This is a genomic window from Streptomyces sp. NPDC090106, from assembly GCF_044747265.1.
Taxonomy (GTDB): Bacteria; Actinomycetota; Actinomycetes; order Streptomycetales; family Streptomycetaceae; genus Streptomyces.
The window spans coordinates 15,943-30,706 of sequence record NZ_JBIVDS010000017.1 but is presented as its reverse complement, the minus strand read 5'-3'; the positions used below and the strand labels follow the sequence as shown (position 1 = coordinate 30,706).

The 14,764-nt window shown below is 73.1% G+C and carries 13 protein-coding genes; 10 read left to right on the top strand and 3 right to left on the bottom strand.

Annotation, left to right across the window (positions count from 1 at the left end; genetic code table 11):
• Positions 1–108 precede the first annotated feature (108 nt).
• Positions 109–825 carry a dethiobiotin synthase gene (gene bioD, locus ACIPSE_RS39825; protein WP_401673097.1) on the top strand — a complete coding sequence of 239 codons (717 nt, stop codon included), beginning with the start codon at positions 109–111 and terminating at the stop codon, positions 823–825.
• Between the two features lie 17 nt (positions 826–842).
• Here the strand turns inward: bioD and ACIPSE_RS39820 are convergent, their stop codons facing one another.
• Positions 843–3,179: a LuxR C-terminal-related transcriptional regulator gene (locus tag ACIPSE_RS39820; protein WP_401673579.1), complete on the bottom strand. Its 2,337-nt coding sequence runs from the start codon at positions 3,177–3,179 to the stop codon at positions 843–845.
• A gap of 118 nt (positions 3,180–3,297) precedes the next feature.
• Between ACIPSE_RS39820 and ACIPSE_RS39815 the strand changes: the two genes are divergently transcribed.
• Together ACIPSE_RS39815 and ACIPSE_RS39810 are read left to right on the top strand one after the other, a co-directional pair.
• Positions 3,298–3,984, top strand: coding sequence for an esterase/lipase family protein (locus tag ACIPSE_RS39815; protein ID WP_401673095.1), 687 nt, complete (start codon positions 3,298–3,300; stop codon positions 3,982–3,984).
• Positions 3,985–4,057: 73 nt separating this feature from the next.
• Positions 4,058–4,741, top strand: coding sequence for a class I SAM-dependent methyltransferase (locus ACIPSE_RS39810; protein ID WP_401673092.1), 684 nt, complete (start codon positions 4,058–4,060; stop codon positions 4,739–4,741).
• Here ACIPSE_RS39810 and ACIPSE_RS39805 read toward each other — a convergent pair whose 3' ends face one another.
• Together ACIPSE_RS39805 and ACIPSE_RS39800 are read right to left on the bottom strand one after the other, a co-directional pair.
• A complete protein-coding gene (locus ACIPSE_RS39805) occupies positions 4,742–5,080 on the bottom strand; it encodes a fic family toxin-antitoxin system, toxin component (protein WP_401673577.1) in 339 nt (112 codons plus the stop codon).
• 43 nt (positions 5,081–5,123) lie between these two features.
• A complete protein-coding gene (locus ACIPSE_RS39800) occupies positions 5,124–5,351 on the bottom strand; it encodes an antitoxin (RefSeq protein WP_401673089.1) in 228 nt (75 codons plus the stop codon).
• Between the two features lie 254 nt (positions 5,352–5,605).
• On the opposite strand from ACIPSE_RS39800, the gene ACIPSE_RS39795 reads away from it, so the two are divergent.
• The 7 genes from ACIPSE_RS39795 (at position 5,606) to purB (ending at position 14,756) form a co-directional block, all read left to right on the top strand.
• On the top strand, positions 5,606–6,409 hold the full coding sequence (locus tag ACIPSE_RS39795) for an ABC transporter ATP-binding protein (protein WP_401673086.1): 804 nt from the start codon (positions 5,606–5,608) through the stop codon (positions 6,407–6,409).
• 4 nt (positions 6,410–6,413) lie between these two features.
• Complete coding sequence (locus tag ACIPSE_RS39790; protein ID WP_401673084.1) at positions 6,414–8,981, top strand: ABC transporter permease; 2,568 nt, start codon at positions 6,414–6,416, stop codon at positions 8,979–8,981.
• A 391-nt stretch (positions 8,982–9,372) separates the two neighbouring features.
• Positions 9,373–9,798 (top strand): GNAT family N-acetyltransferase, encoded by a 426-nt coding sequence (locus tag ACIPSE_RS39785; RefSeq protein ID WP_401673081.1) that lies wholly within the window; start codon positions 9,373–9,375, stop codon positions 9,796–9,798.
• Positions 9,799–9,974: 176 nt separating this feature from the next.
• Entirely contained in the window at positions 9,975–11,312 is a 1,338-nt protein-coding gene (locus tag ACIPSE_RS39780) for a hemolysin family protein (RefSeq protein WP_401673078.1), read from the top strand.
• Positions 11,309–12,322 (top strand): hemolysin family protein, encoded by a 1,014-nt coding sequence (locus ACIPSE_RS39775; protein ID WP_401673075.1) that lies wholly within the window; start codon positions 11,309–11,311, stop codon positions 12,320–12,322. Before ACIPSE_RS39780 ends, ACIPSE_RS39775 begins: the two co-directional genes overlap by 4 nt.
• A gap of 123 nt (positions 12,323–12,445) precedes the next feature.
• A complete protein-coding gene (locus ACIPSE_RS39770) occupies positions 12,446–13,228 on the top strand; it encodes an SGNH/GDSL hydrolase family protein (RefSeq protein WP_401673073.1) in 783 nt (260 codons plus the stop codon).
• An 85-nt stretch (positions 13,229–13,313) separates the two neighbouring features.
• Positions 13,314–14,756 carry an adenylosuccinate lyase gene (gene purB / locus ACIPSE_RS39765; RefSeq protein WP_401673070.1) on the top strand — a complete coding sequence of 481 codons (1,443 nt, stop codon included), beginning with the start codon at positions 13,314–13,316 and terminating at the stop codon, positions 14,754–14,756.
• The last annotated feature ends 8 nt before the right edge of the window (positions 14,757–14,764 follow it).

Here is a 14,764-nt window from a genome sequence, read left to right as displayed (position 1 = left end):
TTGCGGGCTTGCGGGCTCAAGGGCTTGCGGGCTTGCGGGCTCAAGGGCTTGCGGGCTTGCGGGCTTGCGGGCTTGCGGGCTTGAGGTTTACGGGAAAGGGTTGTTGCGTTGTCTGTTCTGGTGATCACGGGCACGGGCACGGAGGTCGGCAAGACCGTCGTCACGGCCGCCGTCGCGGCCACCGCGGTCGCGGCCGGCCGTTCGGTGGCCGTCCTCAAGGCGGCCCAGACGGGCGTACGGCCCGACGAGCCCGGGGACGCCCAGGAGGTCGCACGGCTCGCGGGAGCCGTGGCCACGGCCGAACTGGCCCGCTACCCCGACCCGTTGGCCCCCGCGACGGCCGCGAGGCGGGCCGGGCGCACCCCCGTCCGCCCGGCCGAGGTCGCCGAGGCGGCGGCCGAGCTGGCCACGGAGTACGACCTGGTGCTGGTCGAGGGCGCGGGCGGGCTGCTCGTCCGTTTCGACGCGGCGGGCGGGACCCTGGCCGACGCGGCCGGACTGCTCGGCGCGCCGGTCCTCGTGGTGGCGTCGGCGGGCCTCGGCACCCTCAACACCACGGAGCTGACGGCCCGTGAACTCGCCGCGCGCGGGCTGGAACTGGCCGGTGTGGTGATCGGCTCCTGGCCCGACTCCCCCGATCTGGCGTCGCGTTGCAACCTGGCCGACCTCCCGGAGGTGTCCGGCGCCCCTCTGCTCGGCGCCCTCCCGGCCGGCGCGGCCTCACTGCCTCCGGCGGACTTCCTTACGGCGGCGCCGAGTTGGCTGGCACCGCGACTGGACGGGGTGTGGGACGCGGCGGAGTTCGCGCGGCGCGAGGCGCCCTGAGCACGCGGGTACGGCCGTCACCTCGTCTCCCCCTCCGACAGGAGCCGCACCAGCTCGATCCGTGAGCGGATGCCCAGCCGGGTGAAGACGCCCCGGAGGTGGTGGTCGATGGTGCGGGGGCTGAGGGCGAGGCGGGTGGCTATCTCCCGGTTGGTGGCGCCGTCGGCGGCCATGCGGGCGACCATCAGCTGCTGGGCCGTGAGCCGGGTCGTGGGGTCGTCCGGGGCGGAGCGGGCGGAGGACGCCGGGGTGCCGAGGGCGCGCAGCTCGCCGCGGGCCTGGGCGGCGCTGTGGGGTGCGCCGAAGTGTTCGAAGGCCTCCAGGGCGCTGTGCAGGCGGTCGCGGGCCTCGGTGCGGTGGCGGAGCCGGCGCAGGGCGCTGCCGAACAGCATTTCCGTACGGGCGCGTTCGAAGTCGCGGGTGCCGCGGGCGTGCAGGTCGAGGGCCGCGCGGTAGTGCTCGACGGCCTCGGCGCCCGGGGCGAGCAGGGCTCGGCAGCGGGCGCTGAGCGCCAGGTCGTCGGGGCTGCGCACGACGGTGGCCCAGCGGTGGTAGTCGGCGTGGGCGACCCGGGCGACCCGGGTGTCGTCGGTGCGGACGGCCGCCTCGACGTAGTGCGGGGTGGCGAGGTGCCGGATGGCCCGGTGGCCGTGTCCGGGTCCGAATCCGGCGAGGGCCCGGAGCCGGGCCGCCGCGGCGGCGAACCGTCCGCTGCTCAGGTCGAGGTAGGCCAGCGCCCACTGGGCGAGCGCGGCGGGCAGGCCGAGGCCCCGGCCGAGGGCGTAGGAGCGGGCGGCGGCGGCGCGTTCCCGGCAGACGTCGGCGTCGCCGGTGAGCGCCGCGAACATGGCGAGGGCCGCCTGGAGATGGCAGGCCCCGTTGTCCTGGCCGGTGGCGTGCGCCTGCCACAGGGCGTCGGCCGCGGCGGCCTCCCCGGCGCGCGGGCGGCCGGTCCAGAAGTCGGCGTACGTCCGGAACTCCAGGGCCTGGGCGACGGCGACCGTGGCGCCCCGCACCCGGGCCGAGGCGGCGGCGCGGGTCGTCGCCGCTGCGGCCCTGGTGTGGTCGCCGAGGAGGAGGGCGGCGATCCCGGCGTGGATGAGGAGGGTCGGGTCGCCGCCGGGACCGCAGCGCCCGGCGGTCGCCCCGAGCAGGTCGCGGGCGTCCTCGTAGCGGCCCTCGAAGGCGGCGGCGAGCCCGCCGAGCGTGCCGGGCGGCTGGACGCCGAGCCGTCGGGCGACGCGGGCGGCCTCCCGGCAGCGGCGCAGATCGCCGGTGTAGATGGCGGCCTCGGTCGCCCGGGCGAGGAGGTGGAGGGCCGGGTCGGGGACGTCGAGGGTGGTGACGGGACGGGCGGGCCGCGGGGTCGCGCGGGTGGCGGGGGTGATCGCGGAAACGTTCCCGCCGGGGGTCTCGCTCGGTGACGGGGGCGCCGGTGTACACGTGTACACGGACAGGGCGGCATCGGCGTCCATGTCCGCTCCGCCCTCCCCGAGCGCGGCGGTGAGCAGCGCGTCGAACGCCTCGCCCGCGTTGCCCGCGCGGAGCGCGAGGACTCCGGCCAGGGCGTCGTCGTCGGCACCGGCCGCCAGGGCGTGGGCGCGGTCGCCGCTGCCGGACTGCCAGGCGTAGACGGCGGCGCGGCCCAGCAGGCGGGCCTTCCCCGGCCGGTCGGGGCAGAGCGCGGCGGCGCGTTCGGCGAGGGCTCCGGCCAGCGGGAGGCGGCCCTCGTCGCGGGCCCTCGCGGCGGCGCCGCCGAGCTCGGCGGCGAGCCGGGCGCTGGGGCCGAGGGCTCCGGCGCCGCGGTGCCAGGACCGCAGCGAGGTCTCGCCCCCGGAGCGCAGGACGCGGGCGAGGAGCCGGTGGACGTCGCGCCGGTCGGCCGGGGAGCCGGTCTCGTAGGCGGCGATCCTCGTCCAGGCGTCGCGGAAGACGACCCCGTCGGCGGTGGCGTGGGCGAGTCCGGCGGTCTCGGCGGCCTCCAGGGGCCGGGTGTCGAGGCGGGCCGCGGCGACGGCGCGCAGGAAGGCGTGCGTGGCGACCGGGTACTGGTCGGCCGCCGCGAGGAGCACGAGGAGCCGGGTGTCCTCGGGCAGGGCGCGGATCTCGGCGCGGTGCGCGCGCAGCAACGCCGGTGCCAGGTCGGCCGGTTCGGTGGGGAGCGGGTCGAGCCCGGCCTTCTGGCGCGGGCTGAGCCGGCGCACCGACTCGGCGGCGGCGCGCGGATCGCCGTACACGGCGTGCAGCAGCCGCACCCGGACGCCTTCGGGCAGCGCGGGCGCGAGGTCCTGCCACCCGTTCGTGATCAGGGGTGGCGAAGTGGGGGCAAGGGGCGGGGGGTTCACCGGAGTCACCACACCAACGACGTTACTGGCGAGTTAATTGACACGTAAAGACCGGCGATTTCACCGATGCGCCGCGCGTAGACCCGGCCGCACCCTCCTGACAACCCCACCCGTATCAGGAGGCATCATGCTGCGCTCCAAGCGTCGCATCTCAGCGGCCGTCTCGGCCCTGTTCGCATCGCTCCTTCTGGCCCTGTCCCTGTCCGCGGCCCCCGCTCAGGCCGCGACCCCCAATCCGGTCGTCTTCGTCCACGGTTTGAGCAGTTCTTCGAGCAGCTGGGACGAATGGGTCGCCGACTTCAAGGCCGACGGCTACACCGCGTCCCAGCTCGACGCCTGGTCGTACAGCTGGTCGCAGTCGAACGTCACCACGGCCCAGCAACTGGCCACCGAGGTCAAGCGGGTGCTCGCCGCGACCGGCGCCTCCAAGGTCGACCTGGTGGTCCACTCCATGGGTGCGCTCAGCGCCCGCTACTACCTGAAGAACCTCGGCGGAACGGCGTACGTGGACGACTTCGTGTCGGTGGCGGGTGTCAACCACGGGACCACGGTGGCCTCCTGGTGCTCCTGGCTCTACACGTCCTGTGCGGAGATGTACACGGGCAGCTCGTTCCTGACCGCGCTCAACTCCGGTGACGAGACGCCCGGCAGCGTCTCCTACGCCAGTTACTGGTCGAACTGCGACGAGGCGCTCACCCCGGACACCACGGCGCTCCTCAGCGGTGCCACCAACGTCGAGGTCGGCTGCATCGCGCACACCGACATGAACAACGACTACGGCGTGTACGAGCAGGTGCGCGACTTCGTCGCGTAGTGCGCGCGGAGGGTGCGCGGGACGCGTCCGGGGGACAATGACGGGAGAGGCCCGTCCTGTCCGGGAGGTCGCCATGCCGCTACGGTCCGCCGGCACGGGCGCTGTGCCGCGCGATCCCGTGCACCATCCGCTGTTCGCCCGCTCCTACGCCCGCGTGAGCGTGGCCCTGGAGTCCCGGGGCATGTCCGGCGTCCGTGCCCGGCTGCTGGCCGGGCTGTCGGGGCGGGTCGTGGAGATCGGCGCGGGCAACGGTCTCAACTTCGCGCACTATCCGGGCGCGGTCGCCGAGGTCGTGGCGATCGAGCCGGAGCGGGGCCTGCGGCGGCTGGCGGTGGAGGCCGCGGTGCGCTGCGCGGTGCCCGTGGACGTGGTGCCGGGCACCGCGGAGGCGCTGCCCGTCAAGAGCGAGGCGTTCGACGCGGCGGTGGTCTCGCTGGTGCTGTGCAGTGTGCGCGATGTGCCGCGGGCGCTGGCGGAGCTGCGGCGGGTGCTGCGGCCCGGCGGCGAGCTGCGGTTCTTCGAGCACGGTCGGGGCGGCGGACCCGCGATGCGGGCGACGCAGCGGGCGCTGGACCGTACGGTGTGGCCGCCGCTCAGCGGGGGCTGCCATCTGTCCCGGGACACGGTGGCCGCGCTCCGGGACGCCGGGTTCGAACTCGGCCCCTACCGGCGGCTGTCGATCCCCGAGAGGGGTCCGAAGCTGCCGCCGTCCTTCTGTGTGCTGGGCACCGCGTGGCGGCCCGCCGGGACGGCCTGATCAGCGGCTCCAGCGGCGCAGTTCCTCCGCGATGTCGTGCACGGTCGCCTCGCCGCTCTTGACCAACCGGGCCAGATCCCGGACCTGTTCGGGCGAGGTGACGACCTTCAGACCGCTCGCGACGAGGTAGGCGTACGCCACGGCGGAGGCGAACAGGGCGTTGGAGCGTTCCAACGCCGGTACGTGGATGAGGAGTTGCAGCAGGGACGCGGCGCGGGCGTGGGGTCCCTCGTAGACGGGGACGTCGAATATCTCGGCCTCGTGGCGCGCGACGGCGGCGATCAGCGCACCCCAGTCGGTGACCTGGGGGTCTCCGGGGGTGTTCTGTTCGGCGAGCATGAGCAGCCAGGCGAGGTCGATGGCGAGGTCGTCGCTCAAGAGGTCAGCGACGCCCCTCGCGCTCGGCGCCGAACTCCTCGGCGAAGACGTTCTCGTACTGCTTCATGAAGTCGGCGGCGGCCTCCACGAAGGTGTGGCCGACCTCTCCGGCGTCCTGCCGGACCAGTTCCTCGATGTACCGGTTGACGCTCATGCCGCGCGCGAGGGCGCGTTCGCGGGCGGCCCTGGCGGTGCCCTCGTCCACGCGGACGTTCAGCTGAGTCTTCGCCATGCTTCGAAGCTAGCGCCGGAGTGCTAGCGGCGGCAAGGGGGATCGGGCGGCGATCACGAGCCGGCCGTCCCGCGCGGCGACAAGGGTGGGTGCCCCTTACATCGGTGTCAGGGACCCGACCTGGGGTGGAGACACACCTGCACTCAGGGGGGATATCGGCTGTGGGCCGCATCACACTACCCTCGGCCGCGACAAGGGACGTCGGCCCGTCCCGGCAGGGAAGTCGGCGCGACCGAGCGAGCGAGGAGGCAGTCTTGTCCACACCTGCTGCGGAGCACCCCCCTCAGGGGGCGACCGCCGACGGGATCGCGGCCCGCGCGCGCGGACTGACCAAGGCGTACGGCTCGGGCGAGACGGCCGTGCTCGCCCTCGACTCGGTGGACGTGGACATCACGCGCGGCCGGTTCACGGCGGTCATGGGCCCGTCGGGTTCGGGGAAGTCCACGCTGATGCACTGCCTGGCCGGGCTCGACACCGTGTCGGCCGGGCAGGTCTGGCTCGGCGACACCGAGATCACCGGGCTGAAGGATCGCGAACTGACCCGGCTGCGGCGCGACCGGATCGGCTTCATGTTCCAGTCGTTCAACCTGATCCCGACCCTCAACGCGGCCGAGAACATCACCCTGCCCATGGACATCGCGGGCAAGAAGCCCGACGAGAAGTGGCTCGACCAGGTCATCGACACCCTGGGCCTGCGGGACCGGCTCAAGCACCGGCCCTCGCAGCTGTCCGGCGGCCAGCAGCAGCGCGTCGCGTGCGCGCGGGCGCTCGCCTCCCGGCCCGAGCTGATCTTCGCGGACGAGCCGACGGGCAACCTGGACTCACGGGCGGGCCTCGAGGTGCTGGGCTTCCTGCGCGAGGCCGTCGACGAACTCGGCCAGACCGTCGTGATGGTCACCCATGACCCGGGCGCGGCCACCCACTCCGACCTGGTGCTCTTCCTCGGCGACGGCAGGATCGTCGACAGGATGGAGGAGCCGACGGCGGAGGCGGTCCTGGAGCGCATGAAACGGTTCGACGTGATCCGCAGCCAGTCCGACCCGTCCGGGGAGGCGTGAGCCGGTGCTCAAGGCGACGCTCCGCAGCTTCCTCGCCCACAAGGGACGGCTGCTGCTGTCCGCGCTGGCCGTCGTGCTCTCCGTCGCGTTCGTCGCGGGCAGCCTGATCTTCTCGGACACGGTCACCCGCACCTTCGACCGCCTCTTCGCCTCCACCTCCGCCGATGTGACCGTGGAGCCGAAGGACGACCTGGAGTCCCAGGTCCCGACCGGCGCGGCCCGCACCCTGCCGTCGTCGCTCGCCGCGCGGGTGGCGCAGGTCGACGGGGTCGCCTCCGCGCACGCCGACGTGGGCGTCGAGAACATCACGGTCGTGGACCAGGACAACGAGTCCGTCGGCCCGACGACCGGCGCGCCCACCATCGCCGCGGACTGGTACGTCACCGACCGCAGCCCGGTGAAGCTCACCTCGGGGCACGCGCCGCGGGGCGCCGCCGAGGCGCTGCTGGACGCCGACACCGCCGACAAGAAGGACGTGCGGATCGGGGACACCCTGACCGTGCTGGCCCAGCCCGGCCCGTTCAAGGTCCGGATCGTCGGCATCGCGACCTTCACCACGACCAACCCCGGCGCGGCCCTCGTCTTCCTCGACCCCGAGACGGCGGCGGACCAGCTGCTGGGCTCGCGCGACAAGGCCACCGGCGTCTCGGTGGACGCGGCGCCCGGGGTGAGCGACGCCGAGCTGAAGAGCCGGGTCGCCGACGCGATCGGCTCCGGCGCCTACGCCGTACGGACCGCCGACGAGCAGGCCAAGTCGGCCTCCGAGGACCTCGGCGGCTTCCTCGACGTCATCAAGTACGTGATGCTCGGCTTCGCCGGGATCGCGGTCCTCGTCGGCGTGTTCCTGATCGTCAACACGTTCTCCATGCTCATCGCCCAGCGCACCCGGGAGCTCGGTCTGCTCCGGGCCCTCGGCGCGGACCGCCGGCAGGTGCGCAGGTCCGTGCTCACCGAGGCGGTCCTGCTCGGCCTGGTCGGTTCGACGCTGGGCCTGGCGGCGGGCATCGGGCTCGCGGCCGGGCTGATCAAGCTGATGGGCGTGTTCGGGATGAACCTCAAGACCACGGAGATGGTGGTCGGTTGGGGAACTCCCGTGGCGGCGTACGTCGTCGGCGTCGGCGTCACCTTCGTGGCGGCGTATCTCCCCGCGCGCCGGGCGGCGGTCGTCTCACCGATGGCGGCGCTCGCGGACGCCGAGATCGCCGGTGTGGGAAAGCCGTTGAGGACGCGGGCGATCGTCGGCTCGGTGGTCGGGGCGCTCGGGGCGGCGGCGCTCGTCGGCTGCGTCACCGCGACGAGGACGGCCTCCTCGGCGTCCTTCCTGGGCCTCGGGGTCGTCCTCACCCTGATCGCGACGGTGATCGCCGGTCCGCTGCTGGTGCGGCCCGTGATCCGGGTCCTCGGTGCGGCCTTCCCCGCGCTGTTCGGCTCGATCGGCCGGATGAGCCAGCGCAACGCCCTGCGCAACCCGCGCCGCACCGGGGCCACCGCGGCGGCCCTCATGGTGGGTCTCGCGCTGGTCGGCGGCATGTCGGTGGCGAGCGCGTCCATGTCCCGGTCCTTCGACGAGCAGATCGACAAGACGCTGGGCGCCGACTTCGTCGTCCAGAACGCCAACTTCGTGCCGTTCTCGCAGACCGTCACGGACGCGGTGCGCGACACGGACGGCGTCGGGCTCGTCGTACGGCAGCGGTTCGCGCCCGTCGCGGTGCGGCTGCCCGACGGCAAGCGCGTGGAGACCACGGCGGTCGGCTACGACAGCCAGGTCGACGACGTCGCCCGGGTCACCTACGCGGCCGGGAACTCGGCGGCGGCCCTCGCGCCCGGCGGCATCGGCATGGACGTCGGCTTCGCCCAGGACCACGACGTGCGGATCGGCGACACCGTCCCCGTAGAGTTCCCCGGCGGCCGGCGGACCGACCTGAAGGTGGCCGCCTTCACCGACCAGGACGGCTCCGACGGCTTCGGCATGCAGGGCGGCCTGTTCTTCGGCATCACGACCGTCGAGACGTACGTGCCCGGCGGCCAGGACTCGGCGCTCTACGTCAACGCGTCCTCCGGTACGGACGCCGATCGGCTGCGCACCCGGCTCGACCGGTCGCTCGCCCCGTATCCGCAGGTCCAGGTCCGCGACCTGGCCGACTACAAGGAGCTCGTCCACGACCAGATCGCGGTCCTGCTCTACCTGGTGTACGCCCTGCTCGGTCTCGCGATCGTCATCGCGGTGCTCGGCGTGGTCAACACCCTCGCCCTGTCGGTGGTCGAGCGGACCCGGGAGATCGGACTGCTGCGGGCCATCGGGCTCGGCCGCCGCCAACTGCGCCGGATGATCCGCCTGGAGTCGGTGGTGATCGCCGTCTTCGGCGCGGTGCTCGGGCTGGGCCTCGGTCTGATCTGGGGCGTGTGCGTCCAGCAGGTCCTGGCCCTCCAGGGCATGAAGGCGCTCGCCATTCCCTGGGGCACGATCGTCGCCGTCGTGATCGGATCGGCGGTGGTGGGCGTGGTCGCGGCCCTCCTGCCGGCGCTGCGGGCGTCGCGGATGAACGTGCTGGCGGCGATCGCGCACGAGTGACGCCGGCGCGCGCGTGCCCCGTCCACGGCACGCCGTGACGGAGCGGGCGCGGTGCTTCGGCACGGGCGTGCCACTCCCGACCCGAGGACCGCACACGGCTGGATCGCTCCACCACCACCCGGTCCCGCACCACCGGGGAGCCGATGGCCGGGGGCCGCACGCGCGCGTGGACCGATGCCGGGGACCGGCGGCGGCCCCCGCGCGGTCACCGGAACTCGGCCCGCCCGTCCGGGCGGCGGCGGCCACCGGCAACCGGGCCACCTCCGAACGAGCACCCCGGCGCGCGGTCCACGGACGCGTCCGCGTCCGTCGTCGCCGGCCGGGCGGGCGGCGGCCGTCCGCATCGTGGAATTTCGGCTGCGGCATCACGGACGCGTGGTGGGATCGCCGTATGACCGATCTACGTTTGCGTGCCGCGACACCCGCCGATCTCGATGCCGTGCTCGCCTTCTGGAAGACGGCGGCCGAGGGGACGAGCATCAGTGACGACCGGGACGGTGTGGAGCGGCTCGTGACGCGGGATCCGCAGGCGCTGATCCTCGCCGAGCGGGACGGGGAGCTCGTCGGCACGGTGATCGCCGGCTTCGACGGGTGGCGCTGCCATCTGTACCGGCTGGCGGTGCACCCGGAGCGGCGCCGTCAGGGCATCGGCTCAGCGCTGCTGACGGCGGCGGAGGAGCGGTTCGCGGCGCTCGGCGGACGGCGCGGGGACGCGATGGTGCTGGTGCGCAACGAGGGCGGGCAGGCGGCGTGGCGGGCGGCCGGGTACGAGCCCGAGGAACACTGGCGGCGCTGGGTGAAGCACCTCACACACTGATCAGCTTTGCTCGTCCTTTACTATTGGGGGACCATTCGGTCCTCCAATGAAAGGTGTGAGCGTCCGCCCATGGGCGAGCCTCCCAGTAGTCCCAGCAGCAAGCCGGTGCACCCCCGTCGTGCACGAGATCGCGCGATCCTCTCCGCCCTGTCCGATCATGGGACGGAGGTGACCCGATGACCGAAGTGCTCCTCCTGTTCGTGGCGGTCCTGCTCTCGCTGGCCTGCGGCGCCTTCGTCGCCGCCGAGTTCTCGCTGACCACGGTCGAGCGCGGAGACCTGGAACGAGCCGCCGAACGCGGCGAACGGGGCGCCGCCGGCGCCCTGAAGGCCGTACGCAACCTGACGTTCCAGCTCTCCGGCGCACAGCTCGGCATCACCGTCACCAACCTGGTCGTCGGCATGCTCTCCGAACCGTCGATCGCGAAGCTGATCGCGGGGCCGCTGGAGTCGCTCGGCGTCTCGTCGTCGGCCTCCTCGTCCATCGCACTGGTGATCGGTACGGCGCTGTCGACGGTGTTCCTGATGGTCGTCGGCGAACTCGTGCCGAAGAACTGGGCGATCTCCTCGCCCCTGGCCGTGGCCAAGACGGTGGGCAACGCCCAGCGCTGGTTCAGCGCCGCGTTCCGGCCCTTCATCACCCATCTCAACAACACGGCGAACCGCATCGTGCGCCGCTTCGGCGTCGAGCCCACGGAGGAGCTGGCCGCCGCGCGCGGGCCGCAGGAGCTGGCCGCGCTGGCCCGCCACTCCGCCAAGGAGGGCGCGCTGGAGGCGGACACCGCCGAGCTGTTCGTGCGCACCCTGAACCTCGCCGATCTCACCGCCGAGAACGTGATGACCCCGCGCGTCCAGGTCATCGCCCTGGACACCCAGGCGACCTGCGAGGACGTCGCGAACGCCACCCGGGCGACGGGCCTGTCCCGCTTCCCGGTCTACCGCGGCAACCTCGACTCGGTCGTCGGCACCGCGCACATCAAGGACGTCCTGGCGATCCCCGCCGAACAGCGGTCGCGGGTCCCGGTCTCCGAGGTGATGCGCGAGCCGCTGCTCGTCCCGGAGTCGCTCACCGTCGACCGCCTGCTGGACCGGCTGTCCGGCAAGCGCACGATGGCCGTCGTCATCGACGAGTACGGCGGCACCGCCGGTGTCGCCACCCTGGAGGACATCGTCGAGGAGGTGGTCGGCGAGGTCCGTGACGAGCACGACCCGCACGAGACGCCCGACATCGCCTCCGCCGGCAGCGACGACGAGGGCCACGCCCTGTTCTCGGCCGACGGTTCGGCCCGTCTGGACCAGCTCGTGCGCGTGGGCCTGAAGGCCCCCGAGGGCCCCTACGAGACGCTGGCCGGCCTGGTCGCGGCCGAACTGGGCCGCATACCGCTGGTCGGGGACACCGTGGAGGTCGCCGGCTGGCGGCTGGACGTGGTGGACGCCTCGGGCCGGCGGGCCGCACGCGTACTGCTGCGGGCACCGCTCGACGACGCCGCGACCCACGAGGAGGCGGGCAAGTGACCACGATCCAGTTGCTGATCGGTCTGGCGACCCTCGTCGTCAACGCCTTCTTCGTCGGCGCCGAGTTCGCGCTGATCTCCGTGCGCCGCAGCCAGATCGAGCCGTACGCCGAGGAGGGCGACCGCCGCGCCAAGAGCGTGCTGTGGGGGCTCGAACACGTGTCGGCGCTGCTGGCGGCGGCCCAGCTCGGCATCACGCTGTGCACCCTGATCCTGGGTGTGGTCGCCGAACCGGCGATCGAACATCTGCTGGAGCCGGTGTTCCACGCGCTCGGTGTCCCGACGGGTGTCGGACACGCGGTGTCGTTCGTGATCGCGCTGACCGTCGCCACGTATCTGCACATGCTGCTCGGCGAGATGGTGCCCAAGAACATCGCCCTCGCGGAGCCGGTGCGCAGCGCGCTGGTGCTCGGCCCGCCGCTGGTAACGCTGTCGCGGGCGCTGCGGCCGGTGATCTTCACGATCAACGCGTTCGCCAACACCCTGCTGCGGCTGATGCGGGTCGAGACGAAGGACGAGGTCGCGGCGACGTTCTCGGACGACGAGCTGGCGCGACTGGTCAAGGACTCCGACGAGGCGGGCCTGATCGACGACCGCACCCGGGAGCGTCTGCACGACGCCCTGGAGCTGGGCCGGCGCCCGGTGCGCGATGTCGTCCTCCCGCTGGAGCAGGTCGTCTACGCGCGCGTGGGCGTCACTCCGGAGGAGCTGGAGCAGTTGTCGGCCCGGTCCGGGTTCTCCCGCTTCCCGGTGGTCGACGAGACGCGCAGGCTCACGGGCTACCTCCATGTGAAGGACGCCCTGGACGCCTCCCCGCGTGACGTCCCGTTCAAGGTGCGGGACATGCGGCCCATCGCGCGCGTGAAGGAGAGCACTCCGCTGGACGACGTCCTGACGGCCATGCGCGGCAGCCGTACGCATCTGGCGGCGGCGGTCGGCGACGACGGCCGGCTGGCGGGTCTGGTGACCATGGAGGACGTGCTGCGGAGGCTGTTCGGGCAGCGCGCGTAGCCGACCTCCCGGCCGGGGCGACCGGGCTGGGAGGGCGGGGCCCTGAGGCGACCGGGCTGGAAGGGGGAGGTACCCGGGGGGACCGACCGCCGGGTATGTGCACGGGATACGATTTCTGTCGCGATGCACACGAACCCCACCTTCACCAGCCTGGTCGCCGTCGGCGACTCCTTCACCGAGGGCATGTCGGACCTGCTGCCCGACGGCTCCTACCGCGGCTGGGCCGATGTCCTGGCCGGCCGGATGGCCGCCGCCACCCCCGGTCTGCGCTACGCGAACCTCGCGGTGCGCGGCAAGCTCATCCAGCAGATCGTCGACGAGCAGATCGACGTCGCGGCGGCCATGCGCCCTGACGTGATCACGCTGGTGGGCGGGCTCAACGACACGCTGCGCCCCAAGTGCGACATGCCGAAGGTGACCGGTCTGCTCACGGAGGCCGTGGAACGGCTCGCGCCGTCCTGCAAGCAGCTCGTGCTGATGCGCAGCCCGGGCCGCCAGGGGCCGGTCATGGAGCGCTTCCGGCCCCGCATGGAGGAGCTGTTCGACTGCGTCGACGCCCTCGCCGCGCGCCACGGCGCGCTCGTCGTGGACCTGTACGGCGCCCCGTCCCTCGGCGACCCCCGCATGTGGGACGTGGACCGTCTGCATCTGACCCCGGAGGGCCACCGCCGGGTCGCCGAGGCCGTCTGGCAGAGCCTCGGCTACGCCCCCGAGGACACCGAGTGGCGCACCCCGATGCCGGCCACTCCCCCACCCGCCTGGGCCGCCCGCCGCGCGGCCGACGCCCGGTTCGCCAGGCAGTACCTGCTCCCGTGGATCGGCCGCCGTCTGACCGGCCGCTCCTCCGGCGACGGCCTGCCCCCGAAACGCGCCGAACTGCTCCCTTACGAGGGTCCCGCCGCGTAGCCGGCGCTGTGACGGGGGTCTCGTAGGTTCCGACCAGTGAGACCGGGGCGTTGGCCTGCACTAATCGCCAGTAGAATCTGGACACGTGACTTCAGCGCCCGCCAAGCCCCGCATCCCGAACGTCCTCGCCGGACGGTACGCCTCCGCCGAGCTCGCCACGCTCTGGTCCCCCGAGCAGAAGGTGAGGCTGGAGCGGCAGCTCTGGCTCGCCGTGCTGCGGGCCCAGAAGGACCTCGGGATCGAGGTGCCGGACGAGGCGATCGCCGACTACGAGCGCGTGCTCGACACCGTGGACCTGGAGTCCATCGCCGCGCGTGAGAAGGTCACGCGGCACGACGTGAAGGCGCGGATCGAGGAGTTCAACGACCTCGCCGGGCACGAGCACGTGCACAAGGGCATGACCTCGCGCGACCTCACCGAGAACGTCGAGCAGCTCCAGATCCGGCTCTCCCTGGAGCTGGTGCGCGACCGCACGGTGGCCGTGCTCGCCCGCCTCGGGAAGCTGTCGGGCGAGTACGCCGAGCTGGTCATGGCGGGGCGCTCGCACAACGTGGCCGCGCAGGCGACGACGCTGGGCAAGCGGTTCGCGACCGCCGCCGACGAGCTGCTCGTGGCGTACGGCCGGGTCGAGGAGCTCCTCGGGCGCTATCCGCTGCGGGGCATCAAGGGCCCCGTCGGCACCGCGCAGGACATGCTGGACCTGCTGGGCGGGGACGCCGGCAAGCTCGCCGAACTGGAGCAGCGGATCGCGACCCACCTGGGCTTCGCGCAGGCGTTCACCTCGGTCGGCCAGGTCTACCCGCGCTCGCTGGACTACGAGGTCGTCACCGCGCTGGTGCAGCTCGCGGGGGCGCCGTCCTCGCTGGCCAAGACGATCCGGCTGATGGCCGGGCACGAGCTGGTGACCGAGGGCTTCAAGCCGGGCCAGGTCGGCTCCTCGGCGATGCCGCACAAGATGAACACGCGCTCCTGCGAGCGGGTCAACGGGCTCATGGTCATCCTGCGCGGCTACGCGTCGATGACGGGCGAGCTGGCGGGCGACCAGTGGAACGAGGGCGACGTGTCCTGCTCGGTGGTGCGCCGGGTCGCGCTGCCGGACGCGTTCTTCGCGCTGGACGGTCTGCTGGAGACGTTCCTGACGGTGCTCGACGAGTTCGGCGCCTTCCCCGCGGTCGTCGCCCGGGAGCTGGACCGCTACCTGCCGTTCCTCGCCACCACCAAGGTGCTGATGGGCGCGGTGCGCGCGGGCGTGGGCCGTGAGGTCGCGCACGAGGCGATCAAGGAGAACGCGGTGGCCTCGGCGCTGGCGATGCGCGAGCAGGGCGCCGAGCGCAACGAGCTGCTGGACAAGCTGGCCGCGGACGAGCGGATCCCGCTGGACCGGGCACAGCTGGACGCGCTGATGGCCGACAAGCTGTCCTTCACGGGCGCCGCGGCGGCCCAGGTCGGTGTGGTCGTCGCCCGGATCGAGGAGATCGCCAAGCAGCACCCCGAGGCCGCGGGCTACACGCCCGGCGCGATCCTCTGACCGGCACG